The sequence below is a fragment of the Dysgonomonas termitidis genome (assembly GCF_054657735.1).
This window is the reverse complement of the sequence record NZ_BAAHYD010000001.1, coordinates 1016880-1037602: the sequence shown is the minus strand read 5'-3', so window position 1 is coordinate 1037602 and position 20723 is coordinate 1016880. Positions and strand designations below refer to the sequence as shown.

Here is a 20723-nt window from a genome sequence, read left to right as displayed (position 1 = left end):
TTATCATTTTCAGGTATTATTTTAAAGAACTATTCTTATATTTGTACCACAATGGTACATAAAAAAATTGAATTATGTTAGTTATCAGTAGCCGGGAATTCCGGGATAAGCAGGCCGAATATATGGACAGGGTAGATAATGGCGAGCAGATTATTATCCAACGGGGAAAGAACAGGGCTTATGCAATCACTCCTGTAAAGGATAAAGATGTATACATCAGTGATGCCGAATTAAGGGAATTCATATCAGGAGATGAATTGATTGAAAGATTGAAGCCCCGCATCAAATCCCTGTTCAATAAATAATGAGGGTTTTATATCATCAATCTGTAGAAGACAGCTTGTTCGAACTGGTAGAAATACTTTATAACGAAGAGTATTTTGGCTTCTATGAGTCCGCTTTAAATTATGTAATTGAATTAAGGGATGAAATAGAGGCTTCCATAGAAAACTTGCCGAAGAAAAAAGCTCCGGGATATTTTAATAAATACAAGGAGAATCTTTCATATATAACGATTAATAAGAATAAAAACACATCCTGGTATATATTTTTCCTCTCCGGTGACGCTGCCTGTTATATTTATCATATAGGTAATAATCATACATGCGCCCAATACCTGTAAATTGATACGGTAAAGGAATAATAACCGGTATTATGGGTTTTAGCCTTTACTGCCGTAAGTATTTGTTTCCTTTGAAATTTTATGCGGAAGGCTTAACTGTTGACGGTAACCATTTACCCCGAAAGTGGTCGTCACCTCTTCGACCAGGTACACCCCGTTCTTCGAGGGGTTCCTGTCATCGATCAGTTCGACCTGGACTGCCGTAGTCAGCCCGAAATCCCCGAAGATGGTAACGCTCCCGGTTATCCCGTTCAGGTTATAGTTTTTAAAATATTCAATTGTTTCCTCCACCAGCTTATCCGAATCGATTTTCATATTTGGGCTCATATAAGGGATTACCGTGTAGGTGCTCAGGTCGACCTTCGTTTTCGTATCTGCACCCTTAGCCGTTTTATTGCCCGTCTTCTTATGGGTTTTCTTCGATACCTGGGTTGCGTTTACCACCTGGAATTCCCTGCTGTCTTTTTTCTGCAGATCGTATTCCGGATTAAGCCGGACCGTGACCTCAAAGAATTTCCCGTCGGAACCCAGCGCCTTGCCTGTAACGGCCAGGAACTTAGGGTCTACTTTCAGTACCTTCAGGTCGCTTTCGGCCACATGCTTATGGTAGTAAACCTGATAAGGGCCTGTCTGGTCATCCGGAAAAACGGGCTGGCTTTTCGAAGACGAGTAGGGGCGGCCTACCGCTATGCGCGGCATTTCATCCGGGGATTCCGCGTCATATTTGAGGAAACAATAGATCTTATATTTGCTCCATTCGCCCAGGATATCGGCTACGGTAAAATTGTCTGTTATCTTTATTTTCCCAATCTGTATATCGAATTTTTTAGTATCGCTATGGATTCCGAAGCCCGTATCCTTCAGCAGGCCGTATTTCTCCCCGAGCACGTCGTTGACCTTTGTTCCGGTTGCAGGGGTCTCAAACTTGGGGGCTTGCTTCAGTTTCAGCTTGTAAGCCATATTTTCACAGCCTATTTCCACATGGCTGTCCGAATTATAGGATGTGATATAGCCGTCGAACATATTTTTCAGGTAGCCGTTGTATCCCAGCTTTATATTTATCCGCTGGCCTGTTTTAAATGTCGATTCTTCAATGACGTTCTGTGTTTTCCTTTTTTCGACGATTACCCCATCCTGCATAACCTCGGTGGTAATCCGCGTCGCGTCTTTTCCTTCCAGCGTTACGGTTCCCACGATGGTACTCCTGTATACGGTCCCTTTTGGAAAAGCCAGTTTCGCCGTACCGGTCAGCTCCTTATAAGATTCGGTGATTTCAATGGTTTCGACTTCGGTTATGACAACCTCATTTGTAATTACCATCGGGTTGCTGCTATCGGCGTCCCCGATGGCAATCCGGCAGCATAGCACATCCAGGGCGTTTATATCCATAGCTTCGAGATTTTCAACAGGGAAGAAGGATCTATAACCTCCGTGCCGAATTTGACCAGCTTAATCCATTTGTTGGAATGCCTGACCGCCACATCGGCCTGTTCCCCGGCAGCCAGCCTGAGTTCTATAGCCCCGGACGGCTCCACGGCAACGCATGTCAGGGAATAGGGTTGTATATTCCGGCAATCGGCCTGCTGGAAATTATAACCTGTAATGATTACCTGGGAAATCCTGAACTGGCGCAGGATGGTATTTTCACAATTCAATACACCCTTATACTGCATCAGCTTCAGGAACTTTGCCACTTCCGCTTCGGGATAAACATCCGGGTATTTACTTGTTATCTTGCCGGTAATTGATATTTCATAATCGCCGCCGGAAACAAATTCCTTCCGGGTGTAGTCCCTTCCCTGGACAGTGGTCAGGATAATATTATTCCTGGTGGAAACCTGTACCTCCGGCTGCAGGTCTACGAATGTCACCAGGCCATAGGCCGTATTGCTTTCTACCTTCCTTGTCTTCGTATCGAAGTAACTGCCCCCGCTTCCGATAGCCAGTTCGAGGTAGTCCTGCACGATCCGCCCGACAATGCTATCTGTATAGTTTTTCTTTTCCGCAACTGCCTGTTGCTCCTTTATCAGCTGGTAATATTGTCCGGTTTTATTGGCTATGCTGGTCTGGGATTGTGTCTGCAGGTACTTGTCCCGCTCTTTCTGTTCCCAGTATTTCAGGAAACGGGGATATGAGCGTAGCGCCCCGTATGCCAGCTGGTGGGTCCGCTGTATCAGCGCCCGTTTCAGTATCCGGGTATCTTTCGAGAAATAATGCACCGAACCGTCCCCGAACTCCGAGAGTCCCATGCCAAGGGCACGCCTTGCCGAGTCACTGATATATCCGTTGACACTACCGTGGCTGATAATCCCCCCGGAAAGCAGCGTGGCTTTCGCTAATCCTTTTAACTGACCGTCAATCATCTGTTATCCTTTCCATGTTTATATTCAATCCTTATCATTTACTAATTTTGCATACGCTTCACTTTTATTGGACATTGTTTCAAATGGCCGCTTTGCGCAAATTGACATCACCTGATTTCCGGATATGCTAATTGGCACATTAGCATATTATTTACCCGTTCCAGCTTGCGTCAAAATCATGCACGACGTCGATCAGGGCCTGCGCTAACTGCTCCTTCAGGTTTTGTATTTCCACGGTTTGTCCTTCCTGCGTTTTCAACAGGTCTATCGTTTCGACGCTCAGCAGGCTGGCTATATTGACAATGACCTGTTTGGGGGCTGCGGAAGAGAGCTTGCCCGTACCCGAATAGTTTCCCCCGGCCATGCCGTCATCGGCATCTGTCCCGCCATGCCCGGAATTGGTAATGCCGTTGGCGTTGAATGGGGCCGGATCATTATAGTCGGGCTCATTCGAATACATCCAGCGAGGGAAGCCCGCGGCCTTCAGGATATTCTCCGCCGCTTCCGGGTTATTCCCCAGTACCGTGCGCATACTTGCCGCGAATTTCGTCAGCCTGTCATGGATTTCCATTTTATTGGCCAGCTGGTCCTCCCGCTGCTTATCCGTCGCATTTTTCTTTAGAACCTTCTCCGCCCATTCACCGTTAGCATCCTGGTAGAATCCTTTGAGCAGCAGGTTAGCGAAGTCGTACCCGCTTTTCCGCATAAACTCCCGGGCTCCCTTCCGGCTTTGGATAGCATCCAGGTATGTTTGCGCCGCGGTTTTTATGATGGGGATGATCGTATCGTTCTGGTACCTGGCGTAATGGTAAGTCCTGGCTGCGTCGGAAGCAGGCAGTTCGCCCATGCCTTTTTTATATGTGATAACCCCGTTGTGCTCCGTCCATAGGGATTTGTCCAGGGCGCTTTCCGGATGCCCGTATTTCGATTCGATGGTTTGTATAAAGGCTCCGACTTCCACCGGGGTCTTTAATTTGCCGATATCCCCCCAGGCGGCGTTCAGGCGGTTTTGCCCGTCCTTTTTGGCAATCGTTTCCAGGGCCGCCTTTGTATCATCGTTGCGTGCGTCGGCCTGGGTGTATGCATACTGGGAAGCATAGGGGTTATATCCCCTGTTGGCTCCCTGTCCCAGGGTATTGAGTACGGCTGTCCACCAATTGCCCGTAAAAGCGCCGATCTTCTGGCCGGAAACTTCTTCGATTGTCTTTCCCGCCGTTACGTCGTCTACGGCCTGCTTGGTGGAAATGGCCTGGTTATAGGTATCCCGCAGGGCTTTATGCAGGGTTTCTATGGAAGGGTAGTGGTATTTCCGGTTGGCATTGATCTCTTCCTGGACGGCGTCTTTCGCCTCTTTTACCTTCCATGTTTTGTAGGCCAGGTAACCCATGATCCCTACCAGCCCGGCAATCCCGGCGGTAGCGGCGACCGCTCCCGTGCCGATGGCGGCGATGGATGCTCCGGCGCCTACAAGGCCGTTCCCCATTGCCACCTGGTTGGCAAATAACCCTGCCGCCCCTCCGCGTGCAAGCAATGCGGAGGCGCCAAGCATGCCGGATTGGGCCAATGCGTGGGTCATCGCTCCCTTGCCGGAGATGCCTGCTGCACTCATGGCTGTTACCAAAGCTCGTTTATTGGCCATCGACATACCCCGTCCGATAGGACCGACCCCTAATCCTACCAATCCGCTGATAGCCTGCATAGAAGAAGAGGCAAGCGATTGTTTCCCGATAAAGCCCAGGGCGACCCCGACATTGGTCAGGGATCCGGCCAGCCTGAATAACCGTGTAGCGACAAGGCCGGAAAACAAGAGCGGCTCGATCCAGGTAAAGTTTTTGGTTATAAATGTGGCTATATTGCCGATAACGGACAGGATATCCATCAATGAGCGGCCAATAGAAGCCAATCCCCGGGCAAACTCTGGAGCATTGAATTTACTTAGAAAATCCCTTAACAGGCTTCTGATCTGGGGTTCGAGTATCTCGAACCCCTGCATAAAGCTTTCGGAAAAACCGGATGTGGCCTGGTACCATAATCCTTTGGTGGTGTCCTGCTTGACTTTAGCCAGTTCTTCCGATATGCCATGCGATGTTATATTCTGGGCTGTTAAAGCCCTTAGCTGATCACTGTTCTTCAGGAACATCATGGCCGCATTTCCCCCGATCTTCCCGAAAATGGCCTGCATGTCGGCCATGGTCGCGCCTTTTTGCTCCAGCTCCTGGAATATATCGGCTAGGGGACGGAGCTGTTCCACCTGTTTGCCGTAAATATCCTTATATCCGGTAAACTTAACCCCGAGCCTGTCCATTGTCTTTTGGGATTCTTTGGTCGGTTTGGCAAAGCGGGTAGCCATCGCCCTTAACGACGTCCCGGCCATCGTGCCTTTTACACCCATATTCCCTAGTATCCCGATGGCTGCGGCACTCTCCGAGAAGTCCACCCCGGCCATTTTCAGGTATCCCGCCGCCATCTTATAAGACTCGGCCATCTCTACGATATTCACATTGGAGCGGGAAACCGTAGAGGCGAGGATGTCGGCGACGGAATCCATACTCGAATTACGGATATCGTAACCTGCCATGATATTGGTGGCCAGGTCGGCAATCTGGGAGATATCATTATCCCCGATGAGCGCCAGGTTGGCGATAGGGCGTATGGATTTGTTGATAGTATCTATTCCCATCCCTGCCATGGAGAGGTATTTAACCGCCCCGGCGACTTCAATAGCCGTGAATTTCGTTTCGATCCCGATCTGCCTCACATACCGGGCCATGCTGTCGAAGCGGGTTTCGAATGTTCCCAGGTCTGTATCCGCAACCCGGAGGATGCTGTGCGCGGTCTGCATGATATTGGAATACTCGACGGCGTCGGCCAGTTCCCGGCGCATCATCCCATACATCATATAGCCGTTCAGCATATAGGCGAAGGGCATATTGCGCAATGTCGGGGCTTTGGAGTATTGCAGGCGGTTGATGGCAGCCCTGCGTTTGCCTCCATACAGGCTGTTTTCAATCCCAGCCTGGCGCTGCATATGGCGGAGGGCGTCGGCCGCATTCCTCCGCCTGTGTTTTTCAGTTTCTTTCTCTGCCTGTTGCTGGCGGATAAGGGCTTTTTTCCGCATCTCTTCCTGCTGCCGCAGCAAACTCGCCTGTTCCTTCTCTGCCCTTCGCGCATTCTCCTGCCGGGCTTTAGCCTGTGTTTTGGCTTCATCCTGCTGCTGTTGGAAAGCCATGCGCTGGTCATGCAGTTGCCGGCGGGCATACAATTTCTCCCGGAGCCGTGTATCGGCTTTATCCGATAGCCGGAAAGCTTCAGGTGCATATGGGACAATATTCCGTCCATGGTTTATACCCGGTACGGATAAGGCCATATTCATCGCAGATGCGCCCTTTATCTTGTCCATCAATGATAACAGTTGCTGCAATTTTGTTGTTGCCGCGTCTGTCTTTATCCTGACCTCCCGGCCTTTTTCCAGGGAGATCAGGGCCGCGTTTACTTTGCCTACAGCTTTTGTTATCTTCTGTTGGGTTTCAGTAATACTTTGGGCTGCTATCTTTGCATTTGGTGTGGAGGCCGGAGGTTGTTGAACAGGAGCTTTGACCTGGGACTTGATGGCTTTGGTATTGAGCGGCTTGTCTGTATTGACCGCAAGTGTTATGCCTTTGGCCAGTTCTTTTATTTCAAGGAGCTGTTCCTTAACCTTCGCCAGTTTCTTATCGGTATCGCCAGTTTTAATATCAAACCTGAAAGAATAGTCGCGCTTACGCCCTTTGGGACGGAAAGCCTTGTCTACGTCTTTCATGAACGTATTGATATTCTCCATCGCCGTAGCGAAGGAGGTTTTGGCCTGGTTAAGCTTGTTTACGCTTTCGGCGAAAGCCATAACCTGCTTCGTACCTTCCGAAGCTTCTACATTGATCGTATAATTGACCTGGTAATTTTGTTCCTGCGCCATATTCTTCCCTTATAGGAAAGAATAGCCGGAAACCGGCCGGAGTGATTAAAAGCCCGGCGGTTTATTTGCTTCCGCTTTTTTGTTATATTTGCATCGTCATCAGACTAAAACATACGAAAGAGCATTTGGTATTATTAGGCAGTGTAAATCTGGAAAATTGAATATAGCCCTATAACAATACTAAATGTCCGCGCTGCTATATAGCGTGGGCATTGACTATTGGGGCTAAGGCTTTTCCAGAGCCGTCACTGCAATACCGGTGCGCCACGCTTTCTCTATTTATATGCAGCATGAAAAGATTAAACTTTAAAACGAACCGCCCGGATGTGATCCCGGAGATTATACCTATCTTTGTCCCGTTAGAGAACATTTTTAAAATATACGTGCCTATTCAATATCCTGTACTGATAAAACCGCCAATTTTAAATAATCCACAGATATTGAATAGTGGTCTCGCTGCAAAGCGGGGGCGCTATTCGTATGTGGGTTGGGGGCTTGGCGGTTCCCTTTCAGTACTGCGGATACGCGCCCTTCGTGTTTTTAGAGGGTACTGTGCCGAAACCGGGTTGAAATAACCGGCAGGTTAAATAACGGATTGACAATCACGGCGCGAAGGCAGGGTAAAACCTGCGGGGGTGGAACGCTGTTAAATATAAAAGGGGTTGATATAGCTTTTGTTAAAATTCACAAAATCAATAAAGCTAAAACCCGTCCTTAATATCTGATACCGGTTAAACACTTTTACGGCGGAAAGCTGTCCTGAACTGAACGGGCAGCTTTCCATTATTTATAACAAACCCCGCACCATATTAATGGTGCAGGGACTGCAAGAATAGAAAATTCAAGGGTTTAGAAGCGGCATGGATGTCTTTGCAGCCATCATTTCCTGATGAAGCCACAATGCTTCTTCCGACAGCATGGCGAATTCCTCATCCGTTATTTTGTCTAAATCAACGCCGGGAAAGTAATGGCGGACATAAATCAGGCGTTGCCTGATGCGCTGGTCGGCCCTTACCGCCCAGCGATCTATAAATTTACAATAAGGCTTTGTCTTGTGGCTATTATTTCGGAAAGCTGCGCCATCAGGCCGAACAGGAACAGCGACTCATTGTCCACCAGCTCCTTGTCCCCGTCAAGGAAGCAATCCTTCGCCAGGGTTTTCATGGCCATCACTTCGTCTTTTTTGGAGGCGGCCATAAATTTACTGAACTGGGGAAAAGTCGGTTCGGACATATAGGCGATGTAATAATCTTTTTCTCCCGCGGACTTGTCCCCGAACACGATCATCGGGTAAACCTTCCTGAGTTTCTTTTCTTCCCTGAGTTTAAGGGCGAAGGCCCTGATTTCCGCTTCTTGTTTTAATGTCAGGCTTTGTTCTTCCATGCTTTTGATGTTTTTGGATTGTATCAAAGAATAGTGGGCTTGTTGAAGAATAGTTTTCCAGGGATGTTATTTTAACCGGATATACCTGAAAGAAGAAAATAACCTCCGGTCTTTCTTGCCGGAAGGCAATTTGCTGTTCCTGTACCGGATCAGCCTTACCAGCCATTCGGCAACATAAAACAGGTAAAAGAATAATAATTTTCACCGGCTGCCTGTTTATTGGAAAATCCCATGTAAGAATTGCCTTCCCTTCTCCGTCCAGACGGTAAATGTGCTCGTTCTGGGTATCTCTGTTTTCTTATCGGGGTACATGAATGTCCTTGTGCCCGTATATCCTTTGCCCGTATATCCGGAGCATAGCATCCACTGGTCCGACTGTTTGAAAAGGATGCCCCTTGCCTTTAATTCCAGATGAAGTTGTTTGGCGTGCCTGAGCCCCAACTCTTTCGCCATCTGCGTAGAGGTATAGGTATCCGGGCTGTTGAGTACATTTTCTGTATATTCGGCTTTAGGGCTAAGGCCGGCTATCCTTTCCTGCTGGCAGCCTATCAGTTTCTGATTGTCAAGCAGCTCTGCTTCCAGCTGCTTTATCTTTTTTTCGACAATCTGCACAAAGCGGTACTGGATATATTCATCCGAGTTCAGCATATCTTCCATCCGGTTGAATGCCCTGATAAAATCTTCCTTGAACCTGGCGGCTTTCGCTCCCCTGTATCCCATCGCTAAAAAACCAAATCCGTCTTTAGTCATTTCAAAATAGGGCGATTTTACTGCACCACCAAGAGGTAACTTCCTCATTTCAAATGTCTCCTTAAAGTTTAGGAGTCTGAATTCCTTCGAGCACTCCATCTCCCGGATATCCTTCAATACATTATCATGCCTTTTGCCGAATATTCCGGCCACGATCTTACTTGTGGTAATCAGTTTTCCTTCCTCGTTTTTTAATACTAAATTTTTATTCATGTCCATAATGCGGTAATTTGTATATAATTAAAAAATGATGATATTCTCTTTTATCTTAGCGGCTTTCGCTCCGGTATATCCCATTACCAGAAAATTGAACCCATCCTTAGTCATCTCATAACAGGTCGATTTGGATGCGCCACCTTGTGGTAACTCTTTCATTTCCACCAATAATTCAAAATTGGATGATTGGAATTCTTCCGAACATTCCAAATTACGGATATCCCTTAACACATTTGTATGCCTTTTGCCGAATATTCCAGCCACGATCTTACTTGTAGTAATCAGTTTTCCTTCCTCGTTTTTCGATACTAAATTTTTATTCATAGTTATAATAATTAAAAAAAGGAGTCCCGGTTAAAGGCATATCAGGGTGGAACTATACGCCTAAAACCGGAACCCCGTTTCTATTTCATTCTTCCCGTAAGTTCCACCATACGGAAAATCACTGCCTGTCCAGGGTGTTTATAAAGAGTAGTGGTCTCAGCCTGCATGTGGTTGCAAGCTCTGTGTTAAAATATATTTATAAAAATAAAAACCGCACCCAGATATATGCGGATGCAGTCAAACCAATTGATAACCAGACAAAAGACCTAAATAAAATCATTGCCAATGGAAATATCAAAAGGATTCAGATCGAATTCATGCGTAATATCCGTATCATCCTGCTTGCTTTCCATACCATCTTCGGAGAAGATACAGCCTTTTAAAGTAACGGTTGTAGTCGTCCAATCATCAGAAGCCATCGGATTGGCAAAAGATACGATCAGGTCGAACTCCCCGATATCCATCAATGAGCCGTAAGTTGAGCGAAGCATCTGCTGGGTAGCATAGTCCATCGTGACAGAGGCAGTATAAGTAATATTCCCGAAGCCTCGTGATATGGGTTTACCACCCATTCCATAGTTGCTTTCTATCTTACGTTTTTTATTCCACTTGATACCGGACACCCCTTCCAGCGTTGTGCTGCCTTCATCTATACCCAGGGCTGTAGATGAAAGCGTTATCATACTCCATGAGTATGCTACATTATTTATTATAGGCATAGTTTGTGTTATTTAGCGGTTAGTGATAAGCCTTCCTCTACATATATCTTCACGGCAACCCCGACAGGCACTATTACATATGATATTTTTAGCGTATCGTTAACCAAAACATTCTGGTTCGGATCAATATTGACCGCATAGCCCGATATTTCCTGGTCGGCCTGCATCTTTGCCAGTATGTCCCCGATAAGGGTTTTGAAGGCGGTAATTTTAGATGCGGCAAGGAACCCTGTGGCCGGATTAACCATCAGGGGAGAATTCACATAAGGCAATAAGGCTCCCCTGACTGCACGCCGCGATTTATTGATGGTCCTGTTCCTGGCGATTGTACGGAAATCCCCTGCCGAGCAGGTCTGGTCTTTCGAGATATAAATACCGTTTTCCCTTCCGGCATATTTTACCGGGAATATATATCCTTTGTCGTCCAGGTCGTCCAATAACACAGGAGACAAGGATTCGTATTGGTTTAAGCTGACGAATTCATCTTCCCCTGTCAGGTTTATATCCCCGAAACCCAGTTCGATATCCTGGAATGCATCATCGAACAAGTTGAATTGCTTAACCCAGGCTACGGATTCCTGCACATTAGCCCTTGCAATAGCCCCCATCACAGCCCCTAAGAATCCGACAGGGGAATTGTTCGTGTTGCGTTTCTGCATCATGGATACTTTATCAGTCCGGGCCTGCCCGAATATCACGCTGACACGGGAACTGTCGCAAATACAACCTGGTACTTTATTCAGGTTTATTTGCCTGCCTTCGGCCGTATTCGCCCCGGTATTGGATGTATTAGCGCATAAAATCAGTGAAAGGGGCTGGTTTTGCTCCGCAAGGGAAACCGCCTTGTCATTAAGCCCTTTCACCAGGTTCAGGTTATACTTCTCAGCCGCCCCGTTTAATTTCCAGACAGGCTGTTCAGTCCATATCCCAAGCTGGTTTATTATTCCCCCTGATGCCCTTTGCATGACTTCAACCGCATCCCAGTTAACCGAACAATCGGCAAACATCACATAGAGTTTTCCGTAACTGTCAACGCCTCCGGACATACGGAAGAATTCCCTGATATGGTAGGCCGGGATACCGTGCATGAAGTTTTGGTTGCCCTCTTCTTCCTCTTCAACAGCCACCCTTTCAATAATCCCGAAATCCTTAACAGCCGATTTGAAATTGGTTATATACAGGATATCGTTCACATTGAGTTTCCCCGCGTTGTTCAGCCCATAACCGGCGGTAAACAGCGCAGGTTGCAGGGAGATATCGAAGAGGATTCCCGTCACCTTTTCATTACCTGCGGAGGCCTGGCCCGGGATATTCCCGTCCACGTCTTTTATGAATACATTACCTAAAGCCATTGGTCGTTTGCGTTATTGTTTGTAGAAGGGGTTTTTATAGAGGATTGCATTGCCCCTGATATTGGCCGGGGTATCCCCGGTAAAGCAACCGCCGTAGGAGTCGATATACAGGGATTCGTATTTCGTATTCTTTTTCAATACTTCTTCGATATGTGCAGGTATTTCCTCGGTATTTTCCTCCGCTTTATTTTCGGTATTTTCTACCGTTTCTTTTTGCTCCTGGTCTTCCGGGTTAATTATTTTCTTAGCCATTGTCGGTTTGTCGTTTTAAGGGAAAAAGGGGAAACGGAGTATGAGACTTTCGCTTCCCCTTCCAAGGTCTGTTGTTTGTGATTAAGGCGCTTTTTTGTATGCTGTGTGGACGACTATCTCTGCCGGACGGACAATGTTTACGTCCATCTTCATCCGCATCTGGAAGAAGAAGAGCTCCGAGTTCGACTGCAGGCGGTCGATTTTCAATACCTCTGTATCGTTGGCATAGTCGATGCCCATCCAGAAGTTAGAATCCATAGAGTTGGAGAATTGTCCCAGAATGATGGTGTGCTCGGGTACCCCGACAAGTGGAATTACCTTCTTGCCTTTGAAGCGGTAGCGGTTCAGGTCTCCATTCTCCGCATACTTCACCGTTTTATTGGATACGTATTGGTCATACATGTCCCAGACATCCCATGAACAGAGGAATACCAGTTCGGTCTTCTTGCGGATCTGTTTAGGGCATTTCTTCCACATGGTATACATCGCGTCCTCTGTCTCTTGACCGGTAGTCAGTTCCGTATTACCCGAAATAATGACCTGCCCTCCTGCTATAGTCTCGGCGTCTGTAGCGTTTGCATTGTCGGTAACGCGCTTGATAAAGCCATCGAAATATTTTTCCTTTCCTCCCCCGATAGGCGTAGCTCCTCCGGGAACTGCGATACCCGATACGGCGTCCCCTCCCTTGCAGGAAGTCCAGATCGCGTTGCCGATATATTCGTTTTTCTTTTCGATAAGAAGCCTGAGCATGACAGCCTGTATCTTCGGGTCGAGCTCGCGGAAAACCAGGTTTCCCTCCGGCTGGGCGAACTTCCAGTATTTTTCATAATCCCTCGGATTGAATTCCAGGTACACCATGAAATCCTGCGGGATAAGGTGGCGGGCCGTAAGCTGGTATTCATTTTCCCCTTGCGGCCCTTTTGCCCCCAGGGCACTGGTCGGAACCGGGTTGTTATCCTGGATAATATCCCCCAGCTTTATCGCCGGAAGGGTATATTTATACTGGATACCGCTTTTGATATGGATCAGGCCTTCCCTGAAGGTGTCATTACCCTGGGCGGTATAGGTCAGCAGGTCTTCGAGGACTTCCCCGTTATAACCATTCTGTAAAAAAGTTACTGTATCTGACATTTCAAAAAGTGTGTGTTAAGGTTTATCTGAGTGTTTTGAACCGGAAGTTTTCGCCTATTACGGCGCTTACCTTTTCCGCGATTTTTTCTCCGGCTGTTTTAGCTGCGTCGGTGGCGGCCTGTATATTGGCCGGGTCTTTGGCGATCTCTTTGGTAATCTGCTCCCTGGCGGGAATCGAGGCCAGCGTACTTTCCGCAAGCTGGAAATTCGAAGCGGCCATTTCAACCCACTGGGCTTTTGCCGCTTTATCTATTTTCCCTTCGGTTACCGCGGTTTCGATCAGCACTTCGATTTTAGCGTTGACTTCTTCCGCTTCCTTGGCCTTGTAGCCGTCCAGGGCCGTACCGAGCTCGTCGTTTGTCTTCTGGAGGTTCCGGATAGCCGCCTCTTTTCCGGCAATTACGGTCTGCGCGTCGCTCAGCTCTTTCTTTGCTTCCGTCAGCCGCGCTTCGACGGACATCAGTTCGGAAATCCTGGCTACTACATCCCCTATCTCGAATTTGTCTTTCATCCCGAGTGAAGCTGTAACCGCCGTATATTCCGGTGATTTGTTATTTTCTTCAGTCATTGTATCGTTTTTATAAATTTGTATAAGACTAGGGGATATTTCCGGAGAGTGTTTATTTTTATCATCGATGGCCGGGGCTTCCATGCAGATCCGGCTCATCAGCAGTTGGATTTCTTCTGCTTTGGCGGGTTCCGGCAGTTCGTTTTTCACTTTATCGCAAAGCTGTTTGGAGGTATGGAGTACATTCCCGGCAGGGATAATCCCCGCCTTGACGGCGGCAGGCGAATCGAAGAAAGTGCCGTCCCTGCCGGCCTCCCCGTTCATGATCGCCTCGACATGCTCTTTTTTCAATCCGAAGCGCTTGCGGTATATCGTCGTGATTTGCTTGGTAAAGGCCTGCACCATGTCAGACATATCCTCCCCTTCTTCGGCGGGCAGGAACGGATTGTGTATCATCAGGATGGAATAGTCCCGCATGAAAGACTTATCCCCGGCAGCCCAGACCACGGAGCCCATCGATGCGGCCATCCCTTCGATAACGCATTCGGTGGGGACCGTGGAATTCCGGATCGTGGAATAAATACTCATCCCGTGGAGAACCGAGCCGCCTTCGGAATTGATCAGTACCCGGATTAACGATGGCCGGATGGCATTCTCTAAAAAATCGAACTCATTGTTGAACCGGCCCGCGGATTCTTCCGTGATCTTCCCGAAGAAACGGATGGCGGCAGTCTCGCCGGTATTGGCCTTGCCGACTACATGTTTTAAACTGTTTATATCCATCGAATACTGTTTCCAAAGAATAGTACCCTCGGGTATTTTTTGTTTTCAGCTATCCTGTCTTTCTTCTGCGGGAGGGGCGTTCCCTTCCACGGAAGGCGCATAGCCGGATGTTTCTTTATGTGCGGGGCACATATGGTCCCCATGTTTTTCATCATCATGCTGCGGGGCGTCCCCATGATTGGTAAAGGGCGGCATTACCAGGTAGCGTTCCACCCAGTCCCGGTACTTCCATGCCGATGCTTCCCTGAACCATACCTCATAATCTATCCAGTAAGCCTGGAGCATATTGGTGGTCTCGGGCATATCGAAGTAGAGCAGGTTGCAGCGCTCATTGAGGGCCGGTTCATAGCTTTTGGCATCCTGTATTGCCACATTGATCCGCTGGAAGATATAAAACGCATCGCATTCCCTGTCCGGGTCCTGGTTATTCAGGGTGTTCAGGATAAACCTCACGCGCATGGTAGCGCGTCCTTCCCCGATCCGTTGCTGCTGCACCAGGTAACGGACATTGACAAAATGAATGAAAACTGCCGGGAACATGATCTCCGTTTCAAGGTTCCCGCTGCGGACAATACGGGCGAATTGCCCCGTATCGATGGCGACGGTCTTAAAAAAAGGATCGCCGGCAGGGGCTTCCGGATTTTCTTTTATTGTCAGGATAGCCCTTTTAACAGCCAGGTATATTCCGGCGAAAGGGTTTAAGGAAACTTCTTCGGCGACGGCTATCCTTAGCGCATTATCCGTACCGCCTGCTTGTCCCTGCTCCGGTTGTCGGGGCCGTTTGTCCTTAAGCATGGGGGAATCCTTTAAAAATCATGTCTATATACCTGCTGACATCCTTATCCAGGGGTTCGCTGAACCCGATGAACTGCCTTTGCACCGGTTTTTTCCCCGAATACTGGTTTACCGTATAACCGGTCTTTCCGGGATCGGAGTTATGGATCGCGGCATAGCTCTTGTATTTGCCTTTCCTGCCGCGCTTTCCCTTTATGGGAAAGCTTTCTTCCGCGGTCCAGATATCGTATTTCGCGCCGCGCCTGAATATCTTCGAGCTGAATCCCCTGCGGCTCTGGTAATTGGTCGATTCAAACCTGCGGACCTCCCCTTTGACGGACTTGCCCAGCATGCCCGTATCGATCAGTACCGGATGCGTAAATTTCTTTCCCCATCGGGATTCCCGCGGGCGCCATCCCGACCCGCTCCTGAAAAAACCGCCGGTGTTAAAGGAAGCCTGGAAAAACATCCTGCTGCGGTTCCCCGCAATCGTCGTAAAGTCGAAAATGTTTTTTTCAAAGCGGCTGACAATGGTACGTTCCCTTTTGTCTTTTACCCATTGCCGGCAGAATATTTCTAAAGTGATTTTCATCGGACATACATTTTTTGTTTGATGCGTTTGATTACCGCGCTGGCCGTTTCATCGGGCAGGTTCATGAAATAGGGGTGCGCCGGCGAGAATATCCGGCCTCCGGTTGCCAGGCTTTCCCTGAAGACGGGATTTACGTTCCTGACGGGCTTGCCCTTGCCAAGTGATGCATGGACAGGACCAACCCCGCCTGAGACCAGGAAGCAGCGGCAGCCATATTCGATTGGGGGAATCAATTCCGGGGGAAAGTCCCGCTTTAAGAAGGTCAGCCCGTCATGGGAAAGGTGCCACGGCCTGACGCGTTCGTCGCCCTGCGTCATAAAAGTTATATAGTTATTCTCCGGGACGGTCATCCACCAGGCGGCGATTCCGGCGGCATAAAGCACGTCCATGTTTTCCCCGGCGGCATATGTTAAGTTATACTTTTCAAAAACAGCCTCATGGCTGCCCGTATGGTCCGCATACCGGGTACCGGGCAACTCTTTGAATACCTGAAGTTCCTGGGCGGCGGCAAAATCGACCAGGTTGTCAACCGCCGCGGCCAGCACCCCGCGCTCCTGCTTCCGCCTCCCTGTTGCGGAACCATGATGGTTCCGCAAAATATCCAGGGCCCTGTCCAAATCCATTCCCAGGCCGGAAATCACCCTCCCGACCAGGAATGAGGCCCTGAGGGTAATGATATCTTCGAATGCACCTTTCCGTTCAGCGCCGTTTTCATGTATATCCAGCAACCGCCGGAAAGCAGCCAATAAGAGCTGGTATTCCCTGCGAGACTGCTCCCTGTCGGGGTGGGTATCCTTTACTTCAACCTTTTTTGCAACCACATCTTTCAGGCCGGGGGACGGTAAATGGCTGCCTATTCCGTCCCCATCAGAAAATTTGAAACATCACTGCCTCTATTTCGCCCATAGCGTTTGTAGTATTCTTCGTCACTCATCACATGTCGGCCATTGGAACTTGTACCACCACCCATAGCGCCTCCACCTGGATCCATTACATTCAGCTGTTTACCGACGATTATCCCGAACTCTTTTTCTATCTCATCCGCAGCCACCTCGTACTTATCCGTGATCAGCCCGTATAACTGTATCCGGTCTTCATTATTCATCTCGATCCGGTTGGAATACTTGAACTCCAGCCCGGAGGATATATAGCCCATCGCTGCCAGGCGGGGTACGATCTCCTCATTCATGATATTCTCTATGTACCTGCGGTAAACTTCGATCCGTTCCCGGAAAATATCCTGGTGCGCCTTGGTCGAGCCGACATAGGACTGCATGCCCCCGGCCATCGATTCGGAGCCGAGTATCATATTGGAGACCTCGCTGTTTACAATCCCGATCAGGCTGGTGTATATCTTCTCCGAATTGGACATCGTAAAGGTCTTGATGTCTATCCCGTCATCCAGCCCGGTCACGATAACCTTGTTCTGGGCGGCGTTGGCGATATCCGCCGCCAGGCGCTTGCGGTCGTTATTACTCTCGCTGACCGTCTTCCCGTGTATGATCGGCTGGCCGTAGGTATGGGAAAAATTCACATAGTTGGCGATCGTAAACTTCTTGGCAAGGATAAGGGGCGTCGTCGCGGAGAACAGCCCCGTGTCCCCGGTATTTACCAGCACATAGTTTTTGCGGTAGGCTTCGCTGCATATATTCCAGTTCGGCAGCCAGATGCCCTGCCTCTTAACGACAGTATGCTGGTCCGGCAGGACGTTCCTGCGCTCGACGATATTCACTTCCGCCAGCTTTCCGGTCCTTGGATCGGTATGCGGCATTATCTCCAGCAGGGTATAGCCGTACAGTTTGGCCTCGACGATCCCTTTTATAATCTTATCGAACTGGGAACCCTGTACCTTCTGTGTCTCCCTGACATCCTTGACGTACTTCCCTTTTTCATTGATTTTAGCCAGCATATAGCGGTCGCCCAGTATCTGGCTCTCCAGGGTCTCTATGACAGCCCGGATATGGGCATCCTGCTGCAGGCACGCTTCATACAGGTCTATCAGCCGGGAACGGTCGTCCAGGACTACGCCGAGGGTGGCGTCCTGCCGCGCGGACTTATACCTGTTGTTGCGCTCGATTTCCCAGACATATTCCCGGATGGTTTTCTTGCTCGTCCGGAAAATACTCTCAAGCAACTCCCGGTTGAATGTCCCCGGCTGATTTTTTTCCTGCATCTTTATTTTTTTTTAAGAATAGGAAAACGGGGCAATTATAGTTGTAACCACCGTTTTAACATATACAGCGGGAAGTGTCGCAAACGTTAATAAATACAGGTATTTTTAGGTTTAAAAAATAGATACCTATTATATCGTTAAATGAATTTTAAATATGAATTAAATTACTATGTATCAATATTTAAAATAGAAATACCACATTAAAAATACCTTATTTCTTATTTTTATTACAAGTATTTTTATATACTTTTACCGCGAATTTTAACAAAAGCATATATCAAAAATGAAGTTAAAAAAGATGCCCCCCGGCCTGACTGTCAGGTACAGGGAATTCCCCGGTATATTATTCGGGGAATCGGATGGCAGGATCTATTTCGATGCCACCCTTTATATCCAAAAGAAAGAAGAAGCTGTAAACGTTTCCAATGTGGATATTATATCCGGTTTTGAATGCCACTTTGACTGGTGGATAAAAAACCTGTCGGAAACCTGTTCCATTCCTTTGGAAGATATGATCGCCGAAGACGCGGACACCGGGCACCTGTTGCTGGAAGAGTCTCTGGACCTGCTCTTTATCGCTTACCTGGAGCCCATATTCTCGGTCTATATGCTGGAGCGGATTTCGGAAATGCTGATCAATGGCGTAAGCCTGTCGGATACGGCCCTGGTCATGTCGGTCAAGGACCGGTTCGAGAAAGGAGACTTAATCAAATTCTACGAAGGGGATGAGGAAAAGCAAGTTTAAGGAACCCAAGAACGTACTGATCTTCAACGGGGCGAAGGTGCTGATAGGCATCACCAGGTCCCTCCACGCGGCCTCTTTGCTGACCGGGGGGAACCTGCAGGCCATATCCTTCTGCTGCCTGGGGAAATACATATCGACCGGAGGCTTTTATTACCGGCATATCCATCCCGACATAGAGATAGACCTGAGCGACCTGGACTCCCTGGGCCTGGAAGAATACGATAAAATGTGCGGACAGGAAAGGCGCTACCATACTGTCCGGGAAATGGCAAAAAAAAGGTACGCGCTGGAAGATAACCGGAAGAAAACAAATAAGGAAGGAGGCAAGATATGAAACCTGTAAACGAAACGATACCTTTTAAGGGAACAAGGATACATGTCATTTATGACGGTAGTAAAGCCGTGAAGTGGATAAGCCTGCATGACCTGTGCAGGATACTGTGCAGGCAGGAGATGATCGGGAACGGGCAGGCTGCCGGAATATGCAGGTCAGCTGCAAAATTCCCGGTATATAAAAACGGGAAGCTCTTCCCGTTTATTAAAATCTATGATATATATACGCTTACAAGGAGTATAGAAAAAGAAAATAAACAAATAGCGCGGATTTGCCGGGAGCTGGAGGAATGGGCGGGCAAACTGCCTGTAAACAGGGACCTTGATTCCGAACCAAAACCCAAACAGGAACCGGAGCCTAAGCCCGAACCGGAACCTGTCCCTTCCCCCGGAATAAGGGAAACGGCAACTGTCATACATGCTGCCGTTAATAAAGCGCCGGAGCAAAACAATACCCCTGTCATTTTCAGCTATCACGACCAGCCCATATCCTTCCAGGCTCCCAACGGCGTTATCTATGTCAACGCGACGGAGATGGCACGCAGCCAGGATAAGAACCCGAGGGAATGGCTGTTGCTGGCGGAAACGCAGCGGTTCCGCCAGTCGCTGGTCGACAACGGCATATCCCATAGCCTGGAAAGCCAGATCACAACCAAAAGGGGGAGCGTGGGGGCCACATGGATACAGGACAGCCTGGCCTTTAAGTTCGCCGAATGGCTCTCCCCCGACCTGTCCGTCTGGATGAACGAGCGGATAAAAGACTTGCTGAAGCAGGGATATGTCACGCTCGGACAAAGCAATATCAGATTTGAGACGGCTTACGGGGCACAGAGGCAGCTCCCTTCGAACTTCAGGGAAGCCTGCCGGATGCTGATCGAGCAGGAAGAGGTGATCGAGGCCAAGACCAGGCAGATCGAAACGGACAGGCCGAAAGTGCAGTTCTACCAAAAGATGGTCGGAGACAGGGAGTCTTTCAAGACATCCTTTATCGCCGAGGAACTGCAAATATCGACCATTGAACTGCACAGGTTCCTGATAGAGGAAAGGATATGCAAGTTCGAAAAAAGGCAGTATGTGGCATACCCTTCCCATGCCGCGCTCCAGTGCGACCATCCCTATTACTGGACAAACAAGAAGGGTAAGGCGTATGTATGCTCCGTAGGCAAGCGGTGGACAAAGGCGGGACGGGAATTTATACTTGACTTATACCGGGAAAAGGATCCGGGGAATAAATAAAAACACGACACACAAATGGATAATTCATTGCTTAAGATAGCGGGTAATACGGGCAGGAGGCCTGTCGAATGCGATTGCCCGGAATGCAGGGCCCAATGCAGGGTTCCCTGCCTGGGAACGCCGGATGATATATTGAAACTGATCCGGGCCGGGCATGCCGGTAAACTGAAGCTTACTTTCTGGTGCGTGGGCATGGCCCTGGGAAAATACCCCTGCCCGGTGCCGATGGTGCAGGCCGTAAAAACAGGAGCCGGCTGCGTATTCCTTAGCAACGGGCTGTGCGAACTGCATGATTCGGGTCTGAAACCCACCGAAGGAAAGCTCTCCCACCATGAACTGAGGCTGGATAATTTCATATTTGAGTTATCGCTTGCCTGGAATGTCGCCAAAGAGTGGATCGATAAGGATAATTTCCCAAAAGTGATAAAGGCTTTTGCCTTGATCGAACTTTATCAAAAGGGGATTATCGAGTAATAATCCTTCCTCCGGCTTTGGTCACAAACCTTTTGGACGCC

Annotated in this window: 22 protein-coding genes; 7 read left to right on the top strand and 15 right to left on the bottom strand. The window is 48.6% G+C overall.

Annotated features, from left to right (window positions below; genetic code table 11):
* The first annotated feature begins 74 nt into the window (after positions 1-74).
* The gene (locus ACYQ3L_RS04215; RefSeq protein ID WP_379993839.1) at positions 75-305 is read left to right on the top strand and encodes a type II toxin-antitoxin system prevent-host-death family antitoxin; all 231 of its coding nucleotides are present in this window, start codon (positions 75-77) and stop codon (positions 303-305) included.
* On the top strand, positions 305-622 hold the full coding sequence (locus ACYQ3L_RS04210; RefSeq protein WP_379993840.1) for a hypothetical protein: 318 nt from the start codon (positions 305-307) through the stop codon (positions 620-622). The genes ACYQ3L_RS04215 and ACYQ3L_RS04210 overlap by 1 nt, the downstream gene beginning before the upstream one ends.
* 39 nt (positions 623-661) lie before the next feature.
* Here the strand turns inward: ACYQ3L_RS04210 and ACYQ3L_RS04205 are convergent, their stop codons facing one another.
* The 3 genes from ACYQ3L_RS04205 to ACYQ3L_RS04195 all read right to left on the bottom strand — a co-directional run bounded on the left by ACYQ3L_RS04205 (position 662) and on the right by ACYQ3L_RS04195 (position 6937).
* Entirely contained in the window at positions 662-2011 is a 1350-nt protein-coding gene (locus ACYQ3L_RS04205) for a hypothetical protein (protein WP_379993841.1), read from the bottom strand.
* A complete protein-coding gene (locus ACYQ3L_RS04200; RefSeq protein WP_379993842.1) occupies positions 2002-2985 on the bottom strand; it encodes a DUF6046 domain-containing protein in 984 nt (327 codons plus the stop codon). Before ACYQ3L_RS04200 ends, ACYQ3L_RS04205 begins: the two co-directional genes overlap by 10 nt.
* A gap of 151 nt (positions 2986-3136) precedes the next feature.
* Positions 3137-6937 (bottom strand): phage tail tape measure protein, encoded by a 3801-nt coding sequence (locus ACYQ3L_RS04195; protein ID WP_379993843.1) that lies wholly within the window; start codon positions 6935-6937, stop codon positions 3137-3139.
* Between the two features lie 290 nt (positions 6938-7227).
* Between ACYQ3L_RS04195 and ACYQ3L_RS04190 the strand changes: the two genes are divergently transcribed.
* Positions 7228-7512: a hypothetical protein gene (locus ACYQ3L_RS04190; protein WP_379993844.1), complete on the top strand. Its 285-nt coding sequence runs from the start codon at positions 7228-7230 to the stop codon at positions 7510-7512.
* A 451-nt stretch (positions 7513-7963) separates the two neighbouring features.
* On the opposite strand, the gene ACYQ3L_RS04185 is transcribed toward ACYQ3L_RS04190, so the two are convergent.
* The 12 genes from ACYQ3L_RS04185 to ACYQ3L_RS04130 form a co-directional block, all read right to left on the bottom strand.
* Entirely contained in the window at positions 7964-8320 is a 357-nt protein-coding gene (locus tag ACYQ3L_RS04185) for a hypothetical protein (protein WP_379993845.1), read from the bottom strand.
* A gap of 216 nt (positions 8321-8536) precedes the next feature.
* A complete protein-coding gene (locus tag ACYQ3L_RS04180) occupies positions 8537-9289 on the bottom strand; it encodes a Rha family transcriptional regulator (RefSeq protein WP_459952326.1) in 753 nt (250 codons plus the stop codon).
* 21 nt (positions 9290-9310) lie between these two features.
* On the bottom strand, positions 9311-9610 hold the full coding sequence (locus tag ACYQ3L_RS04175) for a Rha family transcriptional regulator (RefSeq protein WP_379993848.1): 300 nt from the start codon (positions 9608-9610) through the stop codon (positions 9311-9313).
* A 266-nt stretch (positions 9611-9876) separates the two neighbouring features.
* Positions 9877-10329 carry a hypothetical protein gene (locus ACYQ3L_RS04170; protein WP_379993850.1) on the bottom strand — a complete coding sequence of 151 codons (453 nt, stop codon included), beginning with the start codon at positions 10327-10329 and terminating at the stop codon, positions 9877-9879.
* 8 nt (positions 10330-10337) lie between these two features.
* Positions 10338-11681 carry a DUF2586 family protein gene (locus tag ACYQ3L_RS04165; protein WP_379993851.1) on the bottom strand — a complete coding sequence of 448 codons (1344 nt, stop codon included), beginning with the start codon at positions 11679-11681 and terminating at the stop codon, positions 10338-10340.
* Between the two features lie 12 nt (positions 11682-11693).
* Positions 11694-11933, bottom strand: coding sequence for a hypothetical protein (locus tag ACYQ3L_RS04160; RefSeq protein ID WP_379993852.1), 240 nt, complete (start codon positions 11931-11933; stop codon positions 11694-11696).
* An 81-nt stretch (positions 11934-12014) separates the two neighbouring features.
* Positions 12015-13064: a hypothetical protein gene (locus ACYQ3L_RS04155; protein ID WP_379993853.1), complete on the bottom strand. Its 1050-nt coding sequence runs from the start codon at positions 13062-13064 to the stop codon at positions 12015-12017.
* 22 nt (positions 13065-13086) lie between these two features.
* On the bottom strand, positions 13087-14355 hold the full coding sequence (locus ACYQ3L_RS04150; protein ID WP_379993854.1) for a Clp protease ClpP: 1269 nt from the start codon (positions 14353-14355) through the stop codon (positions 13087-13089).
* Between the two features lie 45 nt (positions 14356-14400).
* Positions 14401-15150, bottom strand: coding sequence for a hypothetical protein (locus ACYQ3L_RS04145; protein ID WP_379993855.1), 750 nt, complete (start codon positions 15148-15150; stop codon positions 14401-14403).
* The gene (locus tag ACYQ3L_RS04140) at positions 15143-15721 is read right to left on the bottom strand and encodes a hypothetical protein (RefSeq protein WP_379993856.1); all 579 of its coding nucleotides are present in this window, start codon (positions 15719-15721) and stop codon (positions 15143-15145) included. The genes ACYQ3L_RS04145 and ACYQ3L_RS04140 overlap by 8 nt, the downstream gene beginning before the upstream one ends.
* The gene (locus ACYQ3L_RS04135; protein WP_379993857.1) at positions 15718-16542 is read right to left on the bottom strand and encodes a structural protein; all 825 of its coding nucleotides are present in this window, start codon (positions 16540-16542) and stop codon (positions 15718-15720) included. Before ACYQ3L_RS04135 ends, ACYQ3L_RS04140 begins: the two co-directional genes overlap by 4 nt.
* A 32-nt stretch (positions 16543-16574) precedes the next feature.
* Positions 16575-17894 carry a phage portal protein family protein gene (locus tag ACYQ3L_RS04130; protein ID WP_379993858.1) on the bottom strand — a complete coding sequence of 440 codons (1320 nt, stop codon included), beginning with the start codon at positions 17892-17894 and terminating at the stop codon, positions 16575-16577.
* A 283-nt stretch (positions 17895-18177) separates the two neighbouring features.
* Between ACYQ3L_RS04130 and ACYQ3L_RS04125 the strand changes: the two genes are divergently transcribed.
* Genes ACYQ3L_RS04125 through ACYQ3L_RS04110 form a run of 4 tightly spaced genes read left to right on the top strand, consistent with a single transcriptional unit; the run spans position 18178 to position 20682 of the window.
* Positions 18178-18639 (top strand): hypothetical protein, encoded by a 462-nt coding sequence (locus ACYQ3L_RS04125; protein WP_379993859.1) that lies wholly within the window; start codon positions 18178-18180, stop codon positions 18637-18639.
* On the top strand, positions 18620-18973 hold the full coding sequence (locus ACYQ3L_RS04120) for a hypothetical protein (protein WP_379993860.1): 354 nt from the start codon (positions 18620-18622) through the stop codon (positions 18971-18973). Before ACYQ3L_RS04125 ends, ACYQ3L_RS04120 begins: the two co-directional genes overlap by 20 nt.
* Complete coding sequence (locus ACYQ3L_RS04115; RefSeq protein WP_379993861.1) at positions 18970-20208, top strand: KilA-N domain-containing protein; 1239 nt, start codon at positions 18970-18972, stop codon at positions 20206-20208. The genes ACYQ3L_RS04120 and ACYQ3L_RS04115 overlap by 4 nt, the downstream gene beginning before the upstream one ends.
* Positions 20209-20223: 15 nt before the next feature.
* Positions 20224-20682, top strand: coding sequence for a hypothetical protein (locus ACYQ3L_RS04110; protein ID WP_379993862.1), 459 nt, complete (start codon positions 20224-20226; stop codon positions 20680-20682).
* Positions 20683-20723 lie beyond the last annotated feature (41 nt).

Excerpts from the sequence above, each read along its gene's own strand:
- ACYQ3L_RS04215 (WP_379993839.1), top strand. The coding sequence starts at position 75 with ATGTTAGTTATCAGTAGCCGGGAATTCCGGGATAAGCAGGCCGAATAT.
- ACYQ3L_RS04210 (WP_379993840.1), top strand. The coding sequence starts at position 305 with ATGAGGGTTTTATATCATCAATCTGTAGAAGACAGCTTGTTCGAACTG.
- ACYQ3L_RS04205 (WP_379993841.1), bottom strand. The coding sequence starts at position 2,011 with ATGGATATAAACGCCCTGGATGTGCTATGCTGCCGGATTGCCATCGGG.
- ACYQ3L_RS04200 (WP_379993842.1), bottom strand. The coding sequence starts at position 2,985 with ATGATTGACGGTCAGTTAAAAGGATTAGCGAAAGCCACGCTGCTTTCC.
- ACYQ3L_RS04195 (WP_379993843.1), bottom strand. The coding sequence starts at position 6,937 with ATGGCGCAGGAACAAAATTACCAGGTCAATTATACGATCAATGTAGAA.
- ACYQ3L_RS04190 (WP_379993844.1), top strand. The coding sequence starts at position 7,228 with ATGAAAAGATTAAACTTTAAAACGAACCGCCCGGATGTGATCCCGGAG.
- ACYQ3L_RS04185 (WP_379993845.1), bottom strand. The coding sequence starts at position 8,320 with ATGGAAGAACAAAGCCTGACATTAAAACAAGAAGCGGAAATCAGGGCC.
- ACYQ3L_RS04180 (WP_459952326.1), bottom strand. The coding sequence starts at position 9,289 with ATGGACATGAATAAAAATTTAGTATTAAAAAACGAGGAAGGAAAACTG.
- ACYQ3L_RS04175 (WP_379993848.1), bottom strand. The coding sequence starts at position 9,610 with ATGAATAAAAATTTAGTATCGAAAAACGAGGAAGGAAAACTGATTACT.
- ACYQ3L_RS04170 (WP_379993850.1), bottom strand. The coding sequence starts at position 10,329 with ATGCCTATAATAAATAATGTAGCATACTCATGGAGTATGATAACGCTT.
- ACYQ3L_RS04165 (WP_379993851.1), bottom strand. The coding sequence starts at position 11,681 with ATGGCTTTAGGTAATGTATTCATAAAAGACGTGGACGGGAATATCCCG.
- ACYQ3L_RS04160 (WP_379993852.1), bottom strand. The coding sequence starts at position 11,933 with ATGGCTAAGAAAATAATTAACCCGGAAGACCAGGAGCAAAAAGAAACG.
- ACYQ3L_RS04155 (WP_379993853.1), bottom strand. The coding sequence starts at position 13,064 with ATGTCAGATACAGTAACTTTTTTACAGAATGGTTATAACGGGGAAGTC.
- ACYQ3L_RS04150 (WP_379993854.1), bottom strand. The coding sequence starts at position 14,355 with ATGGATATAAACAGTTTAAAACATGTAGTCGGCAAGGCCAATACCGGC.
- ACYQ3L_RS04145 (WP_379993855.1), bottom strand. The coding sequence starts at position 15,150 with ATGCTTAAGGACAAACGGCCCCGACAACCGGAGCAGGGACAAGCAGGC.
- ACYQ3L_RS04140 (WP_379993856.1), bottom strand. The coding sequence starts at position 15,721 with ATGAAAATCACTTTAGAAATATTCTGCCGGCAATGGGTAAAAGACAAA.
- ACYQ3L_RS04130 (WP_379993858.1), bottom strand. The coding sequence starts at position 17,894 with ATGCAGGAAAAAAATCAGCCGGGGACATTCAACCGGGAGTTGCTTGAG.
- ACYQ3L_RS04125 (WP_379993859.1), top strand. The coding sequence starts at position 18,178 with ATGAAGTTAAAAAAGATGCCCCCCGGCCTGACTGTCAGGTACAGGGAA.
- ACYQ3L_RS04120 (WP_379993860.1), top strand. The coding sequence starts at position 18,620 with ATGAGGAAAAGCAAGTTTAAGGAACCCAAGAACGTACTGATCTTCAAC.
- ACYQ3L_RS04115 (WP_379993861.1), top strand. The coding sequence starts at position 18,970 with ATGAAACCTGTAAACGAAACGATACCTTTTAAGGGAACAAGGATACAT.
- ACYQ3L_RS04110 (WP_379993862.1), top strand. The coding sequence starts at position 20,224 with ATGGATAATTCATTGCTTAAGATAGCGGGTAATACGGGCAGGAGGCCT.